The organism is Aeromonas sp. sif0611 (genome assembly GCF_019218845.1).
Lineage (GTDB): Bacteria > Pseudomonadota > Gammaproteobacteria > Enterobacterales > Aeromonadaceae > Aeromonas > Aeromonas media.
Genome location: NZ_JAHUWU010000001.1, coordinates 1,037,192 through 1,058,577, shown reverse-complemented (window position 1 = coordinate 1,058,577; position 21,386 = coordinate 1,037,192). Strand labels below are relative to the sequence as shown.

At 61.4% G+C, this 21,386-nt stretch carries 19 protein-coding genes, 2 tRNA genes and 1 pseudogene; 12 read left to right on the top strand and 10 right to left on the bottom strand.

What is annotated here, in order from left to right:
- Positions 1-22 precede the first annotated feature (22 nt).
- The 7 genes from nosZ to KW824_RS04735 all read left to right on the top strand — a co-directional run bounded on the left by nosZ (position 23) and on the right by KW824_RS04735 (position 6,282).
- Positions 23-1,930, top strand: a complete 1,908-nt coding sequence (gene nosZ / locus KW824_RS04765) for a TAT-dependent nitrous-oxide reductase (protein ID WP_218409056.1) — start codon at positions 23-25, stop codon at positions 1,928-1,930.
- A 59-nt stretch (positions 1,931-1,989) separates the two neighbouring features.
- Complete coding sequence (locus KW824_RS04760) at positions 1,990-3,309, top strand: nitrous oxide reductase family maturation protein NosD (protein WP_218409055.1); 1,320 nt, start codon at positions 1,990-1,992, stop codon at positions 3,307-3,309.
- Positions 3,306-4,232, top strand: a complete 927-nt coding sequence (locus KW824_RS04755; protein WP_218409054.1) for an ABC transporter ATP-binding protein — start codon at positions 3,306-3,308, stop codon at positions 4,230-4,232. Before KW824_RS04760 ends, KW824_RS04755 begins: the two co-directional genes overlap by 4 nt.
- The gene (locus KW824_RS04750) at positions 4,229-5,059 is read left to right on the top strand and encodes an ABC transporter permease (protein ID WP_005324386.1); all 831 of its coding nucleotides are present in this window, start codon (positions 4,229-4,231) and stop codon (positions 5,057-5,059) included. Before KW824_RS04755 ends, KW824_RS04750 begins: the two co-directional genes overlap by 4 nt.
- A gap of 24 nt (positions 5,060-5,083) precedes the next feature.
- The gene (locus KW824_RS04745) at positions 5,084-5,629 is read left to right on the top strand and encodes a nitrous oxide reductase accessory protein NosL (protein ID WP_218409053.1); all 546 of its coding nucleotides are present in this window, start codon (positions 5,084-5,086) and stop codon (positions 5,627-5,629) included.
- 49 nt (positions 5,630-5,678) lie between these two features.
- Positions 5,679-5,828, top strand: coding sequence for a twin-arginine translocase TatA/TatE family subunit (tatA, locus tag KW824_RS04740; protein WP_041206197.1), 150 nt, complete (start codon positions 5,679-5,681; stop codon positions 5,826-5,828).
- Positions 5,829-5,964: 136 nt separating this feature from the next.
- Positions 5,965-6,282: a c-type cytochrome gene (locus KW824_RS04735; RefSeq protein WP_041206196.1), complete on the top strand. Its 318-nt coding sequence runs from the start codon at positions 5,965-5,967 to the stop codon at positions 6,280-6,282.
- Between the two features lie 41 nt (positions 6,283-6,323).
- On the opposite strand, the gene KW824_RS20965 is transcribed toward KW824_RS04735, so the two are convergent.
- From KW824_RS20965 to KW824_RS04700, 7 genes and pseudogenes are all read right to left on the bottom strand, one after another.
- Positions 6,324-6,482: a hypothetical protein gene (locus KW824_RS20965; protein ID WP_256351244.1), complete on the bottom strand. Its 159-nt coding sequence runs from the start codon at positions 6,480-6,482 to the stop codon at positions 6,324-6,326.
- A 256-nt stretch (positions 6,483-6,738) separates the two neighbouring features.
- A complete protein-coding gene (locus tag KW824_RS04725) occupies positions 6,739-6,987 on the bottom strand; it encodes a hypothetical protein (protein WP_256351243.1) in 249 nt (82 codons plus the stop codon).
- A 32-nt stretch (positions 6,988-7,019) separates the two neighbouring features.
- Positions 7,020-7,298 (bottom strand): annotated as a pseudogene (locus KW824_RS04720) (hypothetical protein); the annotation flags it as partial.
- Between the two features lie 32 nt (positions 7,299-7,330).
- Positions 7,331-7,480 carry an alcohol dehydrogenase catalytic domain-containing protein gene (locus KW824_RS21195; RefSeq protein ID WP_371316585.1) on the bottom strand — a complete coding sequence of 50 codons (150 nt, stop codon included), beginning with the start codon at positions 7,478-7,480 and terminating at the stop codon, positions 7,331-7,333.
- A 279-nt stretch (positions 7,481-7,759) separates the two neighbouring features.
- The gene (locus tag KW824_RS04710) at positions 7,760-8,953 is read right to left on the bottom strand and encodes an MFS transporter (protein WP_218409051.1); all 1,194 of its coding nucleotides are present in this window, start codon (positions 8,951-8,953) and stop codon (positions 7,760-7,762) included.
- 30 nt (positions 8,954-8,983) lie between these two features.
- Complete coding sequence (locus KW824_RS04705) at positions 8,984-9,334, bottom strand: cyclophilin-like fold protein (RefSeq protein ID WP_218409050.1); 351 nt, start codon at positions 9,332-9,334, stop codon at positions 8,984-8,986.
- 197 nt (positions 9,335-9,531) lie between these two features.
- Positions 9,532-10,668 (bottom strand): alpha/beta hydrolase, encoded by a 1,137-nt coding sequence (locus KW824_RS04700; RefSeq protein ID WP_218409049.1) that lies wholly within the window; start codon positions 10,666-10,668, stop codon positions 9,532-9,534.
- 205 nt (positions 10,669-10,873) lie between these two features.
- On the opposite strand from KW824_RS04700, the gene KW824_RS04695 reads away from it, so the two are divergent.
- Together KW824_RS04695 and KW824_RS04690 are read left to right on the top strand one after the other, a co-directional pair.
- On the top strand, positions 10,874-11,758 hold the full coding sequence (locus KW824_RS04695; RefSeq protein ID WP_218409048.1) for a LysR family transcriptional regulator: 885 nt from the start codon (positions 10,874-10,876) through the stop codon (positions 11,756-11,758).
- Positions 11,759-12,200: 442 nt separating this feature from the next.
- Positions 12,201-12,995 carry an SPOR domain-containing protein gene (locus KW824_RS04690; RefSeq protein ID WP_218409047.1) on the top strand — a complete coding sequence of 265 codons (795 nt, stop codon included), beginning with the start codon at positions 12,201-12,203 and terminating at the stop codon, positions 12,993-12,995.
- Between the two features lie 288 nt (positions 12,996-13,283).
- Here the strand turns inward: KW824_RS04690 and KW824_RS04685 are convergent, their stop codons facing one another.
- On the bottom strand, positions 13,284-16,721 hold the full coding sequence (locus KW824_RS04685; protein ID WP_218409046.1) for a response regulator: 3,438 nt from the start codon (positions 16,719-16,721) through the stop codon (positions 13,284-13,286).
- A 248-nt stretch (positions 16,722-16,969) separates the two neighbouring features.
- Here KW824_RS04685 and KW824_RS04680 point away from each other — a divergent pair.
- Both KW824_RS04680 and KW824_RS04675 read left to right on the top strand, forming a co-directional pair.
- Positions 16,970-17,045, top strand: a tRNA-Gly gene (locus KW824_RS04680).
- Between the two features lie 57 nt (positions 17,046-17,102).
- Positions 17,103-17,176 (top strand) — tRNA-Cys (locus KW824_RS04675).
- Positions 17,177-17,251: 75 nt separating this feature from the next.
- Here KW824_RS04675 and KW824_RS04670 read toward each other — a convergent pair.
- Positions 17,252-17,545 (bottom strand): hypothetical protein, encoded by a 294-nt coding sequence (locus KW824_RS04670; RefSeq protein ID WP_218409045.1) that lies wholly within the window; start codon positions 17,543-17,545, stop codon positions 17,252-17,254.
- Positions 17,546-17,759: 214 nt separating this feature from the next.
- Here KW824_RS04670 and KW824_RS04665 point away from each other — a divergent pair, with 214 nt between their 5' ends.
- Positions 17,760-17,960 (top strand): YbfA family protein, encoded by a 201-nt coding sequence (locus KW824_RS04665; protein ID WP_005324353.1) that lies wholly within the window; start codon positions 17,760-17,762, stop codon positions 17,958-17,960.
- Positions 17,961-18,156: 196 nt separating this feature from the next.
- Here KW824_RS04665 and KW824_RS04660 read toward each other — a convergent pair whose 3' ends face one another.
- Positions 18,157-21,375: an ATP-binding protein gene (locus KW824_RS04660; RefSeq protein WP_218409044.1), complete on the bottom strand. Its 3,219-nt coding sequence runs from the start codon at positions 21,373-21,375 to the stop codon at positions 18,157-18,159.
- Positions 21,376-21,386: the final 11 nt, after the last annotated feature.

The following is a 21,386-nucleotide window of genomic DNA, read 5'->3' as shown; positions in this document are numbered from 1 at the left end:
AAAACGATAAAGGAGTCGGTTTATGAGTGATAAGTATCCTGAGAATGCCGAGCAGGAGTTGAGTCAAGGCGGCCTCAGCCGTCGCAGCTTCTTCAAGGGGGCAGGTGCCCTGACGGGGGCCGCGCTGGCTACCACGGCCTTTGGTGGTGCGGTGATGAGCCGGGAGAGCTGGGCCGCGGCCGTTTCCGAGGCCAAGCAGAACATTCATGTCGCGCCAGGGGATCTCGATGACTACTACGGCTTCTGGAGTGGTGGTCATCAGGGCGAGGTGCGGGTCCTGGGCATCCCCTCCATGCGTGAATTGATGCGTATTCCTGTGTTCAACGTCGATTCCGCCACCGGCTGGGGGCTGACCAATGAAAGCCGCCACATCATGGGCGAGAGCGTCAAGTTCCTGAACGGTGATTGTCACCACCCCCACATCTCCATGACCGACGGCAAATACGACGGCAAGTACCTGTTCATCAACGACAAGGCCAATAGCCGGGTGGCCCGCATCCGGCTGGACATCATGAAGTGCGACAAGATGCTGACGGTGCCCAACGTCCAGGCCATTCACGGCCTGCGCCTGCAGAAGGTGCCGTACACCAAGTACGTGTTTGCCAACGCCGAGTTCGTCATTCCCCATCCCAACGACGGCACCACCTTCGATCTGCAGGATAAAAACAGCTACACCCTGTTCAACGTCATCGACGCGGAGAAGATGGAGATGGCCTTCCAGGTGATTGTCGATGGCAACCTGGATAACACCGATGCGGACTACACCGGCACCTATGCGGCGTCTACCTGCTACAACTCGGAGAAGGCCTACGATCTGGGCGGCATGATGCGCAACGAGCGTGACTGGGTGGTGGTATTCAACATCCCGCGTATCGAGGCGGCCATCAAGGCCGGCAAGTTCGTGACGCTGGGTGACTCCAAGGTGCCGGTGGTTGACGGGCGGGAAGGCTCCGAACTGACTCGCTATATCCCGGTGCCAAAAAATCCCCACGGTTGCAACACCTCGTCCGACGGCAAGTACTTCATCGCCAACGGCAAGTTGTCACCGACCGTGAGCATGATCGAGATCGCCAAGCTCGACGATCTGTTCGCGGGCAAGCTCAAGGATCCGCGCGAGGTGATCGCGGCCGAGCCTGAGCTGGGTCTGGGTCCGTTGCACACCACCTTCGATGGCCGCGGCAATGCCTATACCACGCTGTTCATCGACAGCCAGGTGGTGAAGTGGAACATGGTCGACGCGGTGCGTGCCTATCAGGGCGAGAAGGTCGACTACATCAGACAGAAACTCGATGTGCAGTATCAACCCGGCCACTTGCATGCGTCCCTGACGGAAACCAGCGAAGCCGATGGCAAATGGTTGGTGGCGCTGTGCAAGTTCTCCAAGGACCGTTTCCTGCCTACCGGCCCGCTCCACCCGGAAAACGATCAGCTGATCGACATCTCCGGTGAGGAGATGAAGCTGGTGCATGATGGTCCCACTTTCGCCGAGCCCCACGACTGCATCCTGGCCCGCCGGGATCAGATAAAGACCCGCAAGCTGTGGGATCGCAAGGATCCTTTCTTCGCACCCACCGTAGAGATGGCGGCAAAAGACGGCGTCAAGCTGGAGACCGATAACAAGGTGATCCGTGATGGCAACAAGGTGCGGGTCTACATGACCTCGATGGCCCCGGCCTATGGGATCACCGAGTTCAAGGTCAAGCAGGGGGATGAAGTCACGGTGGTGATTACCAACATCGATCAGATCGAGGATGTCAGCCACGGCTTCGTCATGGTCAACCATGGCGCCAGCATGGAGATCAGCCCGCAGCAGACGTCCTCCATTACCTTCACCGCCGATAAGCCGGGCCTGCATTGGTACTATTGCAGTTGGTTCTGTCATGCACTCCACATGGAAATGGTTGGTCGCATGCTGGTCGAGCCAGCCTAACCATAGTGTCGGGTGGTGCCGATGGCATCGACACCACCCGAATATCCAGGATCCAGGACATGAACCCTCTATCGGTATTACCGACCTTGCCAAGGCAGGTCCGGAGCACTGTTGCGCTGTTGGTGCTGGGATGTTGCTGCATTGGTGCGGCCTTTGCGGCACCTCAATCCATTCGTTCCCTGCCCCTGCAACCTGATGGAGAGGCGCGTTGGCGTCTGCCTGCCGGAGAGTACCGGGGGCAGTTCCGTATTGAAGAATCCCTGATGCTCCGTTGCGAGGCGGGGGCGGTGATCAATGCTGAAGGGGAGGGCAATGCCCTCACCATCGCGGCGCCGAACGTGACGGTGCAGGGCTGCACTCTGACCAACTGGGGTAGCAACCTCACCAAGCTCAATGCCGCTGTCTTCATCCAGCGGGAAGCCAGTCACGCCAAGGTGCAGGCCAATCGGATGCAAGGACCGGCCAGCGGGATCTGGGTGGATGGCACGAGCAACGTCAGCCTGCTGGATAACGTGATCGAGGGAGAGCTGCGACTGCGTTCGCAGGATCGTGGCAATGGCATTCATCTCTATGCCGTGCACGGGGCGCGGGTCATCGGTAATCGGGTACGCCACGCCCGTGATGGCATCTATATCGATACCTCCAACGGCAACAGCCTCGAAGGCAATCAGCTGGAAGATCTGCGCTACGGCATTCATTACATGTTTTCCAATGACAACCGGGTGATCGGCAACCTGACCCGCCGCACCCGCACCGGTTATGCACTCATGCAGAGTCGCAAGTTGACCGTGATCGGCAACCGTTCCGAGCAGGATCAGAACTACGGGATCCTGATGAACTACATCACCTATTCTACCCTCAGGGACAATCTGGTCACGGAGGTTCGTGACGGGGGCGCGGGCGAAGGCATGATCTCCGGTTCCGAGGGCAAGGCGTTGTTTATCTACAACTCGCTCTTCAACCGCATCGAGCACAACCGTTTCGAGCGCAGCGCGCTGGGAATCCATCTCACTGCGGGATCGGAAGACAACCTCATCAGCGACAACGCCTTTATTAACAATCGGCAACAGGTCAAATATGTCGCCTCCCGGCGGCAGGAGTGGTCGGTGGCGGGCCGCGGCAACTACTGGAGCGATTATCTGGGCTGGGACCGTAACAACGACGGGCTGGGAGAGGTGGCCTACGAACCGAACGACAACGTGGACAGGCTGCTCTGGCGCTACCCACAGGTCCGACTGCTAATGAACAGCCCCGGCATCGAGGTGTTGCGCTGGGCCCAGCGCGCCTTCCCCATCATCAAATCTCCCGGCGTGCAGGATAGCTACCCGCTGATGCAGCCTCCCGCCATCGCCCCTCATCCACAGGAGAACCCCTCATGAACGCGGTCGACATTCAGGGCGTACACCAGCGCATCGGTGGCATGACCATATTGCAGGACGTGAACCTGAGCCTGCAGGAAGGTGAGGTGCTGGGGCTGTTCGGCCATAACGGTGCGGGCAAGACTACCAGCATGAAGCTGATCCTCGGCCTGTTGAGCCCGAGTGAAGGGCGGGTGCAGGTACTCGGCGGTCAGCCACAGGATCTCAACGTGCGCCGTCAGCTCGGTTATCTGCCGGAAAACGTAACCTTTTATCCACAGCTCACTGGGTGGGAGACCCTCGCCCATTTTGCCCGTCTGCGGGGTGCGGCCTCCCAGCAGGTAGTGGAGTTGCTGGACCAGGTCGGGCTCAGCCATGCGGCGGCGCGTCGGGTGAAGACTTATTCCAAGGGGATGCGTCAGCGGCTCGGTCTGGCCCAGGCACTGCTTGGCGAGCCGCGTCTGCTGTTGCTCGATGAACCCACGGTGGGGCTGGATCCCATCGCCACCCAAGAGCTCTATCAGCTGATCGATCGCCTGCGCCAGGGGGGCACCAGCATCATCCTCTGCTCCCACGCGCTTGCCGGGGTGGAGGCCCACCTCAATCGTGTCGCCATTCTGGCCGGTGGCCGCTTGCAAGCCGTGGGTGATCTCGCCCAGTTGCGCGCCGACACTGGCTTGCCGGTGCGGATGCGCATCCACGGATTGGAGGATGGCAACCATTGGATTGGGCGCTGGCGGGAGGCGGGCCACCAGGCTCGCTTGCTCGATGCACAGAGCGTGGAAGTGGTGGTGCACAACGGCCACAAGCTGGCGTTGCTGCGCGAGTTACTGGGGGAATGCGAGCCCGGTGACATAGAGGTGCATCAGCCTTCGCTGGAAGATCTCTATTGCCACTACATGGCGCGAGCCGATCAGGCGAACCGGAAGGAGGTACGGCCATGAATCAGGTCTGGAACATTGCCCGCAAGGAGTTCAGCGATGGTCTGCGCAACCGCTGGCTACTGGCCATCAGCCTGCTGTTTGCGGTGCTGGCGGTCGGCATTGCCTGGCTCGGTGCTGCCGCCTCCGGCCAGCTGGGATTTACCTCCATTCCCGCCACCATCGCCAGTCTGGCGAGCCTTGCGACCTTCCTGATGCCCCTCATCGCCTTGCTGCTGGCCTATGACGCCATTGTTGGCGAGGAGGAGAGCGGCACTCTGATGCTGCTGCTGACCTATCCCCTCGGCCATGGCCAGATCCTGATGGGCAAGTTTGTCGGTCACGGCCTGATCCTGGCACTGGCGACCCTGCTCGGTTTTGGCTGCGCCGCCCTGGCCATTGCCGTGCTGGTGGAGGATATCTCCCTCTCCACCCTGGTCTGGGCGTTCGGCCGTTTCATGGTGTCATCCACCCTGCTGGGCTGGGTCTTCCTCGCCATGGCCTATGTACTGAGCAGCAAGGTCAGCGAGAAGTCCCGTGCCGCCGGGTTGGCGCTGGGCGTCTGGTTCCTGTTCGTACTGGTGTTTGATCTGTTGTTGCTGGCACTGCTGGTGCTGAGCGAGGGCCATTTCAGCGCCACCCTCTTGCCCTGGCTGCTATTGCTCAATCCGGCCGATATCTATCGGCTGATCAACCTCTCCGGCTTCGAAGGGGAGAGTGGCGGGTTGGGGGTGCTCTCCCTCGGGAGCGAATTGCCCTTTTCTACCGACATGCTTGGGTTCTGCCTGTTGTTGTGGGTCGGCGTGTCGCTGTGGCTGGCTTATGCCGTGTTTCGTCGTCGCTCGGTCTGAGCCGGGTATAACAAGGATAGTAATATGCTGAATTCAAATAAATTTTATCTTAAAGGCAGCCTGATGGCCCTGCTGCTGGCGCTGGCCGGTTGCAACGATGTCGACTCGAACCCGCATGTTTATGATCCCGTTGCCTTTCACTCCGGCGACGAGTGCCACATCTGCGGCATGGCGATCACCGGCTTTCCCGGCCCCAAGGGCGAGGCAGTGGCTAAACAGGGTGCGATGAAATTCTGCTCTACGGCCGAGATGTTTGGCTGGTGGCTGCAACCGGAGAACCGGGAACAAGATGTCACCCTGTATGTGCATGACATGGCACGCTCGACCTGGGAAAAACCGGATGATGATGCCCTCATCGATGCCCGACAGGCCTTTTATGTCGTCGGCGCCAACCTGAAGGGGGCCATGGGGGCTGCACTGGCCTCATTCGCCCGCGAGGAGGATGCCGAAAGGTTTGCAACCAGCCAGGGCGGCAGGCTGGTGCGGTTCGAGCAGATAGATCTTGCCTTGCTGCAACCTGATCCCCAGTCCCATCCAGCTGAACCGCACGGCAGCCCGGCGGCCCATTGATAGGCTTTTTCATCCTTTATCACTCATTACATCGCAGGAGGATGCTCCCATGATGGGGATCAGCGTTTGGAAGCTATTGATTATTCTCGCCATTGTCATCGTGTTGTTTGGTACTGGACGCCTGAGTGGCATCGGTTCTGATCTGGGCAAGGCAGTGCGGGGATTTCGTAACATGCTGGGCGAAAAAGAGAGCCAGTAAGAAAACACCATCCGGTTACCTCCAATCTCTGCAGCCCTTGGTCGCGTCGGGCCGTCAGCATGACGGAGTGCGGGATGCGAGTAGCCGGATACCAAGCGGGGCATTGCTGCCTCCATCAACATAAGGAAATACCAATATGAAAAGAAACGTGTTTTCACTGCTTGTCCTGGGGGCTGCTGTTTGTCTGCAACCGGCCATGGCCACTGACGGCGAGACGTTATTCAAGAGCAAGCCTTGCGTGGGTTGCCACATGGTGGATGCCAAGCTGGTCGGCCCCTCATTCAAGGAGGTCGCGGCCAAGTATGACGGGCAGGCAGATGCGGCCACCCTGTTGGCAGGCCGCATCAAGAACGGTACCCAGGGCACCTGGGGGGCAGTGCCCATGCCGGCCAACGCCGTCACGGAAGAGGAGGCCAAGACCTTGGCCGAATGGGTGCTCAGCCATAAAAAATAACAAGTCGCTTGCACTGAAGTTCGGTGTGAATGCTGGCGTGATTAGCGATACCTCAGTTGAATGCTGATGGTGGTATCGGGCACGTTGTGGTGGCGGTGTAGCTTGGCCAGTGGTTCCGGGAGTCCGGTCGGGTTCGCTTGCCGACCCCGATAGCGCCGGGCGTGCTTGATGCAGTCGGGGGGCTCACGGTGATGCATCACTTGAGACTCTGTCGGCCAGTGGCCAAACAGCCGGCCTGACCCTACTTGATGTGCGCGATGCGGTGCGCAGGCAACACGTGCCGTTTGCACAGATGCAGCCTGTTGAGTTCAGGAGCATAGCGATGTACCTCGAGCCTGGTGATAAGACGGCTCCTCCTTTGATGCCAAGGGCCGGCGCTGAGCGCGCTGGCCCCTTATGCTGCTTGTAAATGAGCGTTCTAGGTGTAGGGAGTTGCGCTGCAACGAGCAGAGTCGGTTATCTGATTGATAAAGGGCATGGCATTGAGTCGCACCGGCAGCGAACCGTATTCTGCCACCCGCCGAACGGCGTGATGCGGTAGCCACTTGGGATGTGGGTGAGCGAGGTACCCATGTCCCTCCCATAAATGAGAAAGGGCATTGCCAGTTTGTCGATATCAATGCGTTGGCCTTTGAACTCATTGGCGCCGTACTCACCGGTTTGCTGGTGCTTGCCTGGCACCTTGATGGTGATGTTCTCCGCCATCCGCACCTCCGGTTTGGCTTCAACCTGGTGAGTCACGACACCGGCTTCAGGGTCGATGTGCCGTGGTCAACGACATCCAGACACCCGGTTGGGCCGACTCTCGGCGGTATCCCGTCATGGTGCTGATGTGGACGTCGCCAGTGGTAGTCATCCATCAGGTAATAACTGCTATTCCGCTTCACCTCCCGCAGGTTTATATATCCCGTTGTCGGGAGCCACTCTGACTTGAGGCTCCTGAACAACCGTGCCATGCCATCGAGGCGTTCCCAGCCGTTGCCACGCCAGCCCATGCTCTGGGTCATGGGACAGCGGGCTGCCGTCGATACGGTCGGGGCGGTGTGAGTCACGGTTGCGCCGTAGTGCCCTCTTTGCACGCCTCGCCATGACCGCAGGCGTCCACCATGCAGCCGACCCCGCCCCGGTCGCCTGCCTTGAATCTGTTGACCTGACAGCTGACGACAACCATCCAACCGATGATTTCATGGCCCGGCACTATGGGATAGCGGGTTCAGCCCCCGTGATTGTGGGCGGCGTACAGATCCGAATGGCAGACGCCGCAGCAGAGAGTGTCGATCTCCACATCATCGGGGCGTGGCCGTCGGCGAGTGATGGAATGGCATGCCAGTGGTGCCGTGGCCGGGGTGGCAGCATGAGCGTTGACTGATTTAATCATGATGTTCTCCCCGATGAGCTGGCCTCAGTTGCCGGGGAATATCGGTGCAACACATGGGCGGCGCAGTGTCTTGGGCGGTTGAGTCACGAGATCGGATCATCATGCGTTCACCCGGGCGGGTTGCAGCCGCTTGCCGTTGCCCACCACCAGGGTGGCCACCATCAACAGCGCGGCACTGCCAGTCAGGGTGGCGCCTATGGTGTAGTGATCGAGCAGCCAGCCTCCGATGCCGGCTCCCAGCATGATGGCGAGCTGGATGGCGGCCACGATGAGGCCGCCGCCACTCTCGGGGGCATCGTGGATCCCCCGGGCTATCCAGGCGGACCAGACAACCGGAATGGCGGCATTGATGGCGCCCCACAGGGTCAGCATCAGTGCGACGCCCCAGAAGGAGCGCTGCATGGCGAGCAGGCCAAGGGTGATGAGCGCAAGGATCAGGGGCAACCATCGCAGCAGCCGATAGAGGTGGCGATGCAGGGTGGCGCTGGCCGCAGTGGTGCCCACGAATCCGGCCATTCCGAGTGCCAACAGCAGGGAGGAGAGCTCCGGCAGGCTGGTTTGGGTACGGGTCTCCAGAAACGGCCGGAAGTAGGTAAACGCACAGAAGGCGCCTGCAAAGGTGAACATGACGCCGAGCATGGCCATCGCCACATTGGGCCGCTTCAGCAGTCCCAACGCTTGTGTCACGGGGCGTTCGCTTCGCATCGAGGGCAGGCTGACTGCCATCCACACCAGGTTCAGCACCACCAGCGGGGCCAACAGCCAGAACACGCCCCGCCAGCCGATGATGCCACCCAGATAACTGCCGAGCGGAGCGGCAAAGGCGGTCGCGACGGCATTGCCGGTGTACATCAGGCCGAGGGCTCTGGGGACCGAGTTGGGGGCCACCAGCCTCATGATGGTGGCGGTGGCCAGAGCCCAGAATCCGCCGACCACCACCCCCAGCAGGGCCCGGGCCAGCATCAGCAGCGCAAAGTTGGGGCTCAACGCGATCAGGATGAGGGAGAGCAACATCATCAGTGCCAATCCCATCAGCACATGGCGCCGCTCATGGTGGGCACAAACCCGGGTGACCAGCAGGCTGGCGATGACGGCGAAGAGACCCGAGATGGAGATGGCAAGGCCCGCCAGGCCATCGCTGGCACCGAGATCGCGGGCGATCGGGGTCAGCAGGCTGACCGGCATAAACTCGGCGGCGATCAGCAGGGCCACGCAGAGGGACATGGCTCCCACGGCCCCCCAATGTTCTTGTACCACGGGGAGGGGTTCGACAGCGGCATGGTGAGTCTTCATTTCACGACCTGATATTGAAAGGGGGCTGAGTCATTTGACGGCTTCAATGGTGAGGGTGCCCGAGGGTTGGGCGGTCAAGGCATCCAGACCCGATGTAATGCGCCCCAGGCGGATGAGGCCGCTCGAGTAACCGAAGTCCCTGTAGTAGATAGCCAGGTTGCCCCAGGGGGCGTAGTAGGCGATGTCTCCGACTTGCGGGTCTATCCCCTCTGGCGCCGTCTGGGTGGTCAATTTGCCCGGCAGATAGGCAATCTTCTCGGTCTCGGCATAGTCTTCGAACGGCAATGTCAGGGGGAGCATGGCGAAAAAGTCCCGGGCGCTGTCACTCTCTTCCAGGCTGGCCGTGATGATCTTGCCAGCCATTGTCATCCTGATTTTCATGGTCTCTCTCCTGCTATGACTGACCTCGTCTGTGGCTGCGACCGCGCTGGTCGCCACCAGCAACAGGACCATAGCGCGGGTCAATATGCCTCTGGTCATCACTTTTTTCCTGACATGGTGCCATTGCACAGACTTGCTATCTCGCGTGGCCACCGATGAGAAAGACGCGGCGGGATGGCCCGCCGCGTTCCCGGCCCCTACTTCAGGTTGGTCTTGAAGAACTGCTCGAACTGGTCGAACGGGATCTTGCCTGCCTCGTTATCGTAGAGATCCACATGGTTGGCGCCCGGCACCACGACCAGCTCTTTTTGCTGGCTGCCTACCGCCTTGAAGGCATCTTCGGCAAAGTAGCGCGAGTGGGCATTCTCGCCGGTGACGATCAGCGCAGGAATGTTGATCTCGCCGGCATAGCTAAGCAGCGGCATATTCATAAACGACAGCGGCATGGTGGTGGTCCAGGCACCATTGGAGTTCACCGAACGCGCATGGAAACCGCGCGGGACTCGGTAGTAGTCGAAGAACTCCTTGAGTACTGGATGTGGATTGTCCGGCAGTGCCTCTGGCAGGGTCCGGTTGGCTGCCGTGACGTTACCCTTCTGGTCGACATAGAGATCGTGATTGCTATGGGCAAAAGAGCCACTTTCTGCGTCTTGCCAGCGTTGTTCGTTCAGGTGTTTCAATATGGCGCGGCGATCGGCAGTGGTGTAACGATCCTTGCCATCGCCGACGCCATGCCCCATGGCTCGACTCATGTCATACATCACGCTGGTCGCCACGGCTTTGACCCGGGTGTCCATGGCTGCGGCATTGAGGGCCATGCCACCCCAGCCACAGATGCCCAACAGGCCGATACGATTGCGGTCGACCTCTTGTTGCAGACCGAGGAAATCGACGGCGGCACTGAAGTCTTCGGTGTTGATGTCGGGGGAGGCCACGTCGCGCGGTTGCCCACCACTCTCGCCGGTATAGGAGGGGTCAAACGCCAGGGTGACGAACCCGTGCTCGGCCAGGGTCTGGGCATAGAGACCGCTCGACTGCTCCTTCACCGCGCCAAAGGGGCCGCTCACGGCAATGGCCGCCAGCTTGGCGTTTCCCCGGTTCTTCGGCAGGTAGAGGTCGGCGACCAGGGTCAGGCCGTAGCGGTTCTTGAAGCTCACCTTGCGATGCTCGACCTTGTCGCTCTGGGCAAAGGTCTTGTCCCACAGTGTCACCATGGAGACGGGTTCAGTGGGATGGGTGTTCTGGGCATGGCTCATCGTGGAGACTCCGGTCAATGCTGCGCCCAGCAGCAGGGCAGACGCGATAGCGGTCAGCTTCTTGGGGAGAACATTCATGGCAACGCTCCTTGAAATCGGATTTCTGATCCGTGGTTCTGGGGGGGGATGGTGTTGTGAACCATGAGCTGCATTCTAGTTAGAACCATTGGTGATGATTAGATCGGTTTTTTTGATAACATTAATGTGTATGGGTTCTTAATGTGGGCGTCCAAAGGGCGTTGAACAAACCATGGCTGGCTGAAAAAAATCTGGGTGGAACAAGGTGACAAGCCGCGAGAATTACAACGATCTCCACGTCTTCATGCTGGTCGCCCGGGAAGGCAGCTTTACCCGGGCGGCTGCCAGGCTGGGGCTGGCCCAGTCCGGGATCAGCCGCACCATCCGGGATCTCGAAGCCCGGCTCGGGGTGCAACTGCTGGTGCGCACCACCCGCAGCCTGTCACTGACCCAGGCTGGCGAACAGCTGTACCGCACGGCACTGAGCAGCTTTCAGTCCCTGGATGCGGGGCTGGCCACCCTCGCTCACTTTCGCGACACCCCTTCCGGCACGGTGAGGATCAATGCCAGCCAGCACGCCATCGACAAGGTGTTGCTGCCCAAGCTGGCCATCTTCAGGCAGCACTATCCTGATATCCGGCTGGAACTCATCAGTGAGAGCCGCTTCGTGAACATCATCGATGAGCGCTTCGATGCTGGCGTGCGCCTGGGGGGCGAGGTGGACGAGGGGATGGTGGCCGTGCGCATCACCCCGGATATGGAGATGGTGATGGTGGCCACGCCGGATCATTTTCTGCAATACGGCTTTCCGCAGACGCCGGCCGATCTGGCGCTACACCCCTGCATTGCCTACCAGTTTGCCGATGGCAGCCTCTATCAGTGGGAGCTGTGGCAGGAGGGCAAACTCGTCAAGCATCGGCCGCAGGGGCAGTGGGTCTTCTCCGACAGCTACATGGAGGCGGCGGCAGCAAGAATGGGGTTGGGGTTGGCCTATGTCCCGGAGGAGCTGGTCACCGATGAACTGGCGCGCGGAACCCTGATCCGGGTGTTACAGCGGTTCAGCCATCGGCTGGAGGGCCTGTATCTCTACTACCCCCATCGCAACGTGTCGCCCGCCTTGAGAGCCCTCATCGACACGTTGAGACTGTGAAGCTGAAGCCAGATGCCTTTGCATATGGCGCCGACAGCGGGAAGCACCATGATGACCCGCCCCCGGGGGAATGGGGCGCAGGAAAGCGACCATCGAGGGCGAAACGGGTAAATACCAGAGGAAACAAGCGTCTGAACGCGGCCAATGCCCCTGGATAGCCCAAGGATTCAGGCCAAGTTCAGCGCTGCCCCGGTATGGTGCTCCGGTGTTGATGCGGAGCTGCGAATGGCAACCAGAGGTGGCTGCCGGCGCAGTCATGCCTGTCCATCTTCCATCCCGCCGAGACGCAGAGGGACAGCGACATGGGGTGACACTCTGGTCAGGGCTAGCTCTCACGGACGATATCAATTTCCTGCCGTATGAGCTGCCGGCCCCGATGCCGGTCCATGATCTCTTTCTGCCGCATCGGCGCCCCCATTCTCATGCCGTCCTGGAGGACATGATGACCGAATGCCATCTGAGCAAGTGCAATCCCTCTTCTCTCATTCGCCAGATAGTCATTGGTCTGGCCGCCGGCGCCCTCTGCTTGCTGATATTGAGCTATGTGAGCCCCACGGCTCGGCAGGACGAACCCGAGGTGGGGGAGGCCGCTCCGGGTCAGGTCAGTGGCGCCGTAGCGACGTTGATCCCGCCGGCTGAGACCGGGTTCCTGCCTTCTTCTCCCGAGTCGATCGAACGGCAGGCCGACGGTACGGCCGGCAAGCTGACCCCCATGCTGGATGTGCCGGTCAGCGGCGCCCTGCCGATCGTGGCCGAAGACGTCGTGCAGACTGAGCCGCCAATACCTGCCCCCTCGGCGCCTTTGGTTGCGATCGAGCCTGCCGCAATCCCCGAGCCCGTGTCCACGCCTGCCCCGGAGCCTGTGTCCAAGCCGGCAGCGAAATCGCTGTCTAAACCAGCCACCGTGCCCGAGCCGCAAGGCAAGGTGTCCGGCAAGGTCAACCTGACGCCCGCCAGCGTCCTGCACCAGAAGAACATCAACCACCTCAGCATCCAGCTGATGGGAGCGAGCAGTCTGGATACCGTAGCGCAGTTTGTGCGCGTCAATCGGCTCGCCGACCAGGTGTGGATCTATCGCACCACATACCATGGCAGTCCCTGGTATGTGGTGCTGAAAGGGGATTATGTCGGCCTGAGCCAGGCGCAGGCAGCCATTCGTCAGTTGTCGCCAGCCCTGCAGAAGGCGGATCCCTGGCCCAAGTCCTTCGCCCAGGTGAATAGAGAATTGAAGACATAAGCCGGGTGACAGGGGATAGGCCTGAATGAACAGGCCTATCCCCTGGGTGTTGGGCTACCGGCGCCCTTGGGGGGAGGTGAGCGTTGGCTGACATGGGGTAGGCTGTATGCGCGCCGGGCCGCTTGCTGAGTCGCACCGCCGGAGCATCCCCTTCGCCCCAATGGCACAACTTCTAAAACACCACACCCGCGTCATTCGCGGGTGTGGTGTTTTTGGCATGTCATCTGCTCGATGTCTCAGGCTCATTTCGTCAACGGAAGAGAGGCCACCCGAGATCGCAGCGGAACCTCAGCCTTTGCGGCTGGCGAGCTGGCGCAGCAGCTGGGTGCTCTGGTGCAGGCTCTGCTGCTGCACTTCGCTCAAGGGGCACTGCTTGAGCACGTATTCGGCGCTGGCCACCACCGTCTTCCAGCGCGGCGCCTTGGGCAGGGTGTCCAGGCTCAAGTATTTGTCGAGGGTGCGGGTCTGGGGGCTGGATCTGTCCATGTAGACCCGCCACAGCTTGCTCTTCTCCGCCAGCACTATCTTGCCCTTGCCGGTGCTCTGCTGCCAGGTCTCCAGGGTGAGGCGCATGGTGTCCACCAGAGCACGGCGCAGGGGCTCGTCATCCTGCTGGCGAATGAGGTTGTCCGCGAGTGATCTGAACTCCCCTCCCAGCCGGCTCAGTTCCCCCAGCAACTGGCCATCCTCGATGATGGCCTGGCGTGACAGGCTCTTGAGGGCGTTCTCCAGCGCCATCACCCGGTTGTCGTCCTGACGCTGCTCCGTGCTGAGGGTGAGGGCGAAGGCGTGCTGGCCCCCCAGGCTGATGGGCAGGGCCCGGGCATTGAGCCCGTCCTTCTGGCCCGCCACCAGGAAGCTCAGATCCTGCTCCGGTCGCGCCACCATGTCGGGCCACTGGCTCGCCAGCGGGGTCGCCAGCCACTCGTCCAGCGGTTGTCCTTCCATGGCTTCCGGCTCCTGGCCCAGCAGGCGGGCCAGGGCGCGGGAGGCAAACAGCACCACCCCCTGCTCGTCGATGAAGACCATAGGATCGGCCCCTTCCCCGAGCAGCGTCAGCAGCCGCTCCTGATCCTGATGCAGCTGGGTCTGCAGGCGCAGGCGGTGCTCTATCTCCTGCTTGAGCAGGTGATTTTCCACCAGGGAGGCGCGGCCGGCGCAGGCCTCCAGCAGGGCCCTGACCCGGGCAAACAGCTCCTCCTTGCAGAAGGGTTTCACCAGGTAGTCGTTGGCCCCGGCGTTGAAGCCCTCTTCGATGTCCTTGGGCTGGTTGAGGGCGGTGAGCAGCAGCACCGGCAGCTTGTCCTTGGGATGTTGTTCCCGCAGGCGGCGACAGACGTCGAAGCCGGAGAGCGTCGGCATCATCACGTCCAGCAGGATGAGATCCACCGGCTCCTGGGCCAGCTTGGCCAGCGCGTCGTGGCCGTCGCTGCTCGGCAGGATGCGATAGCCGCAGGGCTGCAGCAGGTGGCGCAAGATGTGCAAGTTGATGGGCTCGTCATCCACCACCAGGATGAGGGGCGCATCCTCGGGGGGAGGGGGGAGGTCATCGCTCTCCCAGTCCGGCAGTATGAGCGGCTGCTGGCGCACCAGCTGGTGCTCGATCTGGCGGCTGTCCAGCGTCAGGCTGCCCGCCTTGCCGCTGGCGAGCGGCAGGGTGAAGGCGAAGGTGGAGCCGACGCTCGGCTCGCTCTCCACAAACAGCTCGCCCCCCATCAGGTGCACCAGCTGGCGGGTAATGGAGAGGCCGAGGCCGGCCCCCTGCTTGCTCACCTCCGGGCTTATTTGTACCAGTGGCTCGAAGATGTGCTCCAGATGGTCCTTGCCGATGCCTATGCCGGTGTCGGTCACCTTGATGCGCAGGAAGTTGCCCTCCACCAGGGCGCTCAGCACCACCTTGCCCTGAGGCGTGTACTTGATGGCGTTGCCCACCAGGTTGTAGAGCACCTGTTCGAGTCGTTGCTCGTCCGCCAGCACCGGCGGCAGCTCCGCCGGGCTGATGTCCACCAGGGTGAGGGGCTTGGCCTGCACCAGGTGCTGGCAGAGATCCAGCACCAGCCGGATCACCCCCTTGGAAGAGACGGGCTGGGGGTGGATCTCCAGCTGGCCGTAACGCATCTGGTGGTAGTCAAGCAGATCGTCCACCAGCCGGGCCAGGCCGTCGGCGCTCTTGATGATGAGGCCGAGTTGTTTCTGCTGTCCCTCGGTCAAGTCCTGCTGGCTGGCGAGCATGGACTCGGCCATCCCCTTGATGCCGTGGATGGGGGTGCGCAGCTCATGGGAGGTGTTGGCCAGCAGTTCGTCTTTGAGCTTGTCAGCCTGCTGCAGGCTGAGGTTCTGCTTGTGGGTCAGCTTGACCTGCTGTTGCAGCTCCTGGGTCTGGCGCTCGATGAGTTCTATCTTGTCTTTCACCGAGCGCTGCATGTGGCGAAACGCCTGGGCCAGCCGGTCGATGTCGTCATCGGTGCGCGGTATGGTGATGGGGTGTTCCAGAGCGCCGTCGGCCACCTGCTCGGCGGCGGCGGTGAGGGAGCGCAGCGGCGCCGTGATGGAGTGGGAGAGCCAGCGGGAGAACAGGATCAGCAGCAGCAGGGAGCCGGCCCCCAGCAGGATCACCAGGGTTTCCAGCTGACGGATAGGGGCATAGGCCTCGCGGGTGGAGATCTCGGCGATGAAGGCCCACTCGGTGTCGAACACCTTGACCTGGGTGTAGGCAGCCAGCACCTCGTCATCGTGATAGGAGAGGAAGGGACCGACCCCCTGCTCGCCGGAGAGCGCCTTGATGACCAGCGGCGTCTGCAGTGGCCGGAAGTCGGGGCTGAAGCTGTTCTCGACGCTGAATTCGGGGGCCAGCGAGGCGTTGGCGCGCATCCGCTTGTCCGGGCCGATGAGGATGGTCTCGCCAGTCTCGCCGAGCCCCTCCCGCTCCGCCATGATCTGGTTGAGCTTGTCCGGCAGCAGTTCGAAGATCACCACACCGCGCACATAGTCGTACTGCATCACCGGGGCGGCCAGATAGGCGACCACCTGGCCGGTCAGTTCGTTGCGGCCAAAGTCGGTGAACTCGAAGATCTGCTGGGGTTTCTGGCCGCCATCGAGGCGCCGCTTGATCTTGGCGAAGGTGTTGCCAAGGCCGCTCGACTGGTAGGGGCCGGAGAGCAGGTTGGTGGCGAAGTTGGCGTGCTTGGTGACCGAGTAGACAACGTCGCCGTTGAGGTCCACCAGGAAGATGTCGCTGTAGTTGGACTTGCGCACCATGTCGGCATAGCCACGGTGAAAACGCTGGTGCACCCGGCCATACATCTCGTCGGCGAGGATCAGGGCGCTGATGGAGGGCTCTATCTCCACCTGGCTGTCGGGTTGTTGCAGCTTGTCCCAGGAGCCGGGCACATAGCGGGCCTGGGCGCGGGCGCGGGCCTCCTGTGGTGTGGTGCCGAGTTTCTCGAAGGCACCGGTGAAGCCGTAGAAGCGACCGATACTGTTGCCGGCAAAGTCCTGCTGGGAGAAGTTGATGATCTGCTCTTTGAGGTTGCCGAAGTAATCTTCCAGCTGGCTCTTCTTGATGTTGCGCACCGACACCAGATGGTTGGAGGTCTGGGTGGTGAGATCCTTGCCGTGGCTATAGAGGAAAAACAGAGTGACGACCAGGAAGGGCACCAGGCCCAACATGAAGAAAGCCAGCATCAGCTGCGGTCTGAGCCCACGAGGCCTGAAGATCCATTTCATGGTGTGAATTTCAATTGAGAATCCAGTTACTAAGCGGCATGAGTTTCTGATTAAAGACTAACTATTTCAATGGCTTTATCTTGAATTCGCTCGTCGGGTCACAGGGAGTGGCAGGAATTTTGACCAAGGCGTTTAAAGCCTGAGCAAACGCGCCTAAAAAGCGCGTAAAGTCATAAAAAAGGGTTGTGCCCGCGCTCGGGGGACGTATAATGCGCCTCGTTGTCGGGTAACTGACATCATGCAGTCAGGCGGGAATAGCTCAGTTGGTAGAGCACGACCTTGCCAAGGTCGGGGTCGCGAGTTCGAGTCTCGTTTCCCGCTCCAATTTTCCATCGCACCAACGATGGATATCACTTTCAAGACAATCAGTCTTGTCAGCATGGCGCGTTAGCAAAGCGGTTATGCAGCGGATTGCAAATCCGTTTAGTCCGGTTCGACTCCGGAACGTGCCTCCATCTTCTTCCTCGTTTTCATCCTTGTTCCATGCCAGGTTTCATTCCAAGAACCTATTTCGGCATATCCCCTTGCGTTCAATATCCTTGCTGGGCCAATAACAGCTCGCAGCCCTGATGGCGCCACTCTCTTTGCAGATAGTGACTTATGTCGTCGAGAGATTGTCCCCGGTACTGAAGTTGCAATTCGGCGGCGTGGTCGGTCAGATCGGCCATCTTCTGCTTCAGTTGACCGCATTGCCACAGACTGACGACAGGCACTCCCTGGTACGCCAGCGTGATAGCGTCATTCCGATTGAGCTGCCACTCCTGCCACTGTGTCCAGGCGAGCAGACCGAGCACGCTCAGAATCGCGATGTCTGCCAGTTTCATTCCCTTCTCCCCCCATTTACCTGCCCATGTTCTAACTCTTGTCCAGGGAGTGGTTTTTGCCAGTCTTGTTGCTTTTTGGTTAAATAATGTAACTCGGTTTCACTTTCTGGTTTTTAGGTGGTTTTTTTATAAAAAAACGGGCTTATTGGTGTAGTAATCCTACAAATTGTGGAGTAATCTTTGCTCAGTGGTCTTACCAGTGAGGCGTTAAATCATGTTTCATCCCTTCTCTCTGACTCAGATAATCCTTCGCCGCATCTTCGTATTGATGGTGGGTCTGCTCGCCTTCCCGGTGATGCTGTTTCGCCGCGATCGCGCCCGCTTCTACAGCTACCTGCACCGGATCTGGAGCAAGACCAGCACCAAGCCGGTGTGGCTCAAGATGAGCGAACGGGGTGAGCGGATCTTCTACTGATCCCTTGCCCACAGTGAAAAAAGACAGCCAAGGCTGTCTTTTTTTATGGCCGGCAACCCGGCATGGGCGTCTTGCCTGCATGGCTGAGGAGCCCGCCCTCGCGATCTTGTCACAGGGTTGACCTCCTCGTTCAAGAGATCCCCTTTCCCACCATTCCCGTCCGTTCAAACCCGCGACTCTCTTTTGTTCCGCCCCGTCATGCTTCCCGGTTCAGATCGGCCAGCGCCGCGCGCAGGCGGGCGAGACCGATGGGTTTGAACAGGCAGTCGTTCATGCCGGCGGCCAGGCAGAGCTCCCGCTCCCGGGGCAAGGCGTGGGCGGTAAAGCCCCAAACTGGCAGCTCATGGCCACGGGCACGCAGGTTGCGCGTCAGGTCGAAACCATCCATCACCGGCATCTGGCAGTCGGTGATGACGAGATCGAAGGGGTGACTGCCGACGGCGCGCAGGGCCTCCAGCCCGTTGCTGCGCACGCTGACGTCGTGTCCCAGGCGCTTGAGTTGCTGGCGCAGCAGGATCTGGTTGGCATGGTTGTCATCCACCACCAGTATCCGCAGCCGGGGCCCCGGCTCCCGGGGAGGGTCGACGGGGGTCGCCATCACCAGCGGGAGACCCGGCGCCGCCAGCGTCAGGGGCAACCTTATCTCGAGGCGGGTCCCCCGTCCCGGCTCGCTGTCGACACCTATCTCTCCCCCCATCATCTGGCACAGGATCCGGGCGATGTTCAGACCAAGGCCGCTGCCCGGGTACTGCTCGGGGGAGTGCGCCCGGTAGAAGGGGGTGAACAACCGGGGCAGCTTGTCCGCCGCAATGCCGACCCCGGTATCTGCAATGACGAGGTGTAGCATGGGGCCGGGCAGGGGGTCTTCCGCCAGGGTGGCGCTGATGCTCACCTCCCCCTGCTCCGTGAACTTGATGGCGTTGCCGATCAGGTTGAAAAGGATCTGGCGCAGCCGAAGGGCATCGATCATCACGGTCGGCAGGGGGGCGTCGGGCAACTCGACGCGATAGCGCACTCCTTTCTGCCCGGCCATGCCCCGGAATACCCGGGTGACCGATTCCAGCAGTGGCGTGAGTTCGCAGGGGGTCGGGGTCAGGGTCATCTGGCCCGCCTCTATGCTGGCGATATCCAGGGTATCCCCCAGCAGATCCAGCAGACCGTGGGCCGAGTCCGCGGCGATGCGCAGCAGCTCGGCGCTGTGACGACTGAGGGCGGGATCCTCGGTGGCCAGCTCCAGCATGCCGAGGATGGCGTTCATGGGAGTACGGATCTCGTGGCTCATGGTGGCGAGGAAGTCGCTCTTGGCCCGGCTGGCGCTGTCGGCCTGCAGCTTCGCCTGGCGCAGGGCTTCTTCCAGCTGCTTGCGGCCCGTGATGTCGATCCAGCCGTCGATCACCCCGCTGATGGCGCCCTCGGCATCGAAGTAGGGCACCATCCAGTGATAGATGTCGATCTGCCTCCCTTCGCGCTGGAAAATCCGATCGGCGAAGATGGGCTGGCCTTGCTGCAGCACCTTGGCGAAGTCCCGCTCCAGGGCGGCGATGCTCTGGGGGTCGATCCGCCCTTCCAGTCCCCGGGCGAAGGGGTGCCCCATGACGTCCTCCGGGCGGGCACCTAGCTGGGCCAGGTATTTGCTGTTGCACAGCAATACCTTGCCGCCCTTGTCCCGCACCACTATGGGGTGGGGCTGGCTCTCCCCCAGCGCCCGGATGAATCTCACCTGGGCCTCCAACTGCTGGCGGGAGGCCTGCTCGGCGCGGGCCAGCCGCTTGAGCATGAGGTTGCGATAGAGCAGCACCAGCGCCAGGGCGAAGAGCACCGCAAACAACAGGTAGAAGGCGTGGGCGTGGCGCTCCATGAAGCCGGGCTTCGGCAGTTTGCGGTTGCGCCACTCGTAGCTCACCATGGCCAGCTCGTTGGGCGGGATGGCGAGCAGGGTCTTGTCGAGGATCCCCATCAGCATCTCGTTGCCGGGCAGGCTGGCAAAGCCCATCCGGATGGATTCCTCATCGGCGGGGCCGGCGATGCGCAGCCGGGTTTGCGGATCGTTGTCCAGAGCATGGCGGGCAAAATAGAGCGGGACTATGGCGGCGTCCAGTCTGCCTCCCTCGACGGCCTGCATTGCCTCCTCGGCGCTCTCCATGGTGATGAGCCTGCTGCCCTCGAGCTCATCGGCGAGCGGGTTGTAGCGGGTCATCCCTACGCGCCTGCCCGCCAGATCCTGCAGGGAGGCAATGCTCTCCTCGCCCTGATGGGTGAGGATCACGTAGATGTCGTCCGTGGCATAGGGGACCGAGGGGCGCAGGCCATAGCGCTCGGCCACGGGCCGGGAGATGGCACCGATGAGATCGAGCCGCCCCGAGCGGATGGCCTCGTCCCGCTGCCGGTCGGAGTCGAAGCGGATGAACTCGAAGGAGAGGCCGGTGCGCTTGCTCACCTTGGCCAGCATGTCGACCGTCATGCCGGTGAGCTGGCCGTCGTGATCCAGGGCGCCATAGGGGTAGAGGTTGTCCATCAGCCACACCCTGATGGGGAGCGACTGGCGCATCCAGGCAAGCTCCACGGCGTCATAGCGCTCGCTCGCGCCGTCATTCATGTCACGAATGGGCCCGTTCCACTGGCTGAAGATGGCATTGCGGGTTCCCTCGTCGATGGCGTCCAGACCGTGATTGATGAGGCCGAGCAGCGCCGGGGAGCGGGTGGAGAGCGCGAAGCGAAAGTCGGCTGGTGCCAGGCTGGGCGGTGCCTCGCCACGTTGCCTGAGGTGGTCGAAGCGCTCGCTGTTGAGGTAGTGCATGGCGTGGGCGTCGCTGAGCAGTATCTCCTGGCGGCCGAAGAAGACGGCGTCGAAAGCCTCCGCATTGGAGGGATGGGTTACCAGGGTGAGAGTGGGGTAGTAGAGCCTGAATCGCTGCGCGTCTATCTGGCCCTTTACGGCGGCGACGCGCTGGCCCGGTGTCAGCAGGGGGCCCTGGTGCGGCTTGGGGGCCGAGAAGACGAGGGGGCTGCTGAAGTAGGGCCTGCTGAGCCGAATCCCGGAGCCCTCCGTGTCCGCCAGGGTCAGGTTGCCGAGGTTGACCAGATCGATCTCTCCCCGGCGCAGGGCAAGCAGGGCGCTCTCCTTGTCGGCGAAGGGGCGCAGCGCCAGTGGCTTGTGTAGCATCTTGGCGAGGATGCCGAGGTAATCGGCGGAGATCCCCTCGAATCGACTCTGGGAGACGATCATGCTGAAGGGGCGATAGTCCTGCTCGAGGAGGCCGACTCGTAGCAACTTGGCTTGCCGCAGCCAGTCTTGCTCGGCCTTGGACCAGCGGGGAGGGGCTATCTCGGAGTCGTGACGGCTGTGCAGCGTCAACGCCAGCGCAGGCTGGATGATCAGCAGACAGAGCAGGATCAGTGATCGATAGAGATTCATCATGCCACCAG

Bases quoted from the DNA above. Each gene is read 5' to 3' on its own strand.
- nosZ (WP_218409056.1), top strand. From the start codon at position 23: ATGAGTGATAAGTATCCTGAGAATGCCGAGCAGGAGTTGAGTCAAGGC.
- KW824_RS04760 (WP_218409055.1), top strand. From the start codon at position 1,990: ATGAACCCTCTATCGGTATTACCGACCTTGCCAAGGCAGGTCCGGAGC.
- KW824_RS04755 (WP_218409054.1), top strand. From the start codon at position 3,306: ATGAACGCGGTCGACATTCAGGGCGTACACCAGCGCATCGGTGGCATG.
- KW824_RS04750 (WP_005324386.1), top strand. From the start codon at position 4,229: ATGAATCAGGTCTGGAACATTGCCCGCAAGGAGTTCAGCGATGGTCTG.
- KW824_RS04745 (WP_218409053.1), top strand. From the start codon at position 5,084: ATGCTGAATTCAAATAAATTTTATCTTAAAGGCAGCCTGATGGCCCTG.
- tatA (WP_041206197.1), top strand. From the start codon at position 5,679: ATGATGGGGATCAGCGTTTGGAAGCTATTGATTATTCTCGCCATTGTC.
- KW824_RS04735 (WP_041206196.1), top strand. From the start codon at position 5,965: ATGAAAAGAAACGTGTTTTCACTGCTTGTCCTGGGGGCTGCTGTTTGT.
- KW824_RS04725 (WP_256351243.1), bottom strand. From the start codon at position 6,987: ATGGCGGAGAACATCACCATCAAGGTGCCAGGCAAGCACCAGCAAACC.
- KW824_RS04710 (WP_218409051.1), bottom strand. From the start codon at position 8,953: ATGAAGACTCACCATGCCGCTGTCGAACCCCTCCCCGTGGTACAAGAA.
- KW824_RS04705 (WP_218409050.1), bottom strand. From the start codon at position 9,334: ATGAAAATCAGGATGACAATGGCTGGCAAGATCATCACGGCCAGCCTG.
- KW824_RS04700 (WP_218409049.1), bottom strand. From the start codon at position 10,668: ATGAATGTTCTCCCCAAGAAGCTGACCGCTATCGCGTCTGCCCTGCTG.
- KW824_RS04690 (WP_218409047.1), top strand. From the start codon at position 12,201: ATGACCGAATGCCATCTGAGCAAGTGCAATCCCTCTTCTCTCATTCGC.
- KW824_RS04685 (WP_218409046.1), bottom strand. From the start codon at position 16,721: ATGAAATGGATCTTCAGGCCTCGTGGGCTCAGACCGCAGCTGATGCTG.
- KW824_RS04670 (WP_218409045.1), bottom strand. From the start codon at position 17,545: ATGAAACTGGCAGACATCGCGATTCTGAGCGTGCTCGGTCTGCTCGCC.
- KW824_RS04665 (WP_005324353.1), top strand. From the start codon at position 17,760: ATGTTTCATCCCTTCTCTCTGACTCAGATAATCCTTCGCCGCATCTTC.
- KW824_RS04660 (WP_218409044.1), bottom strand. From the start codon at position 21,375: ATGAATCTCTATCGATCACTGATCCTGCTCTGTCTGCTGATCATCCAG.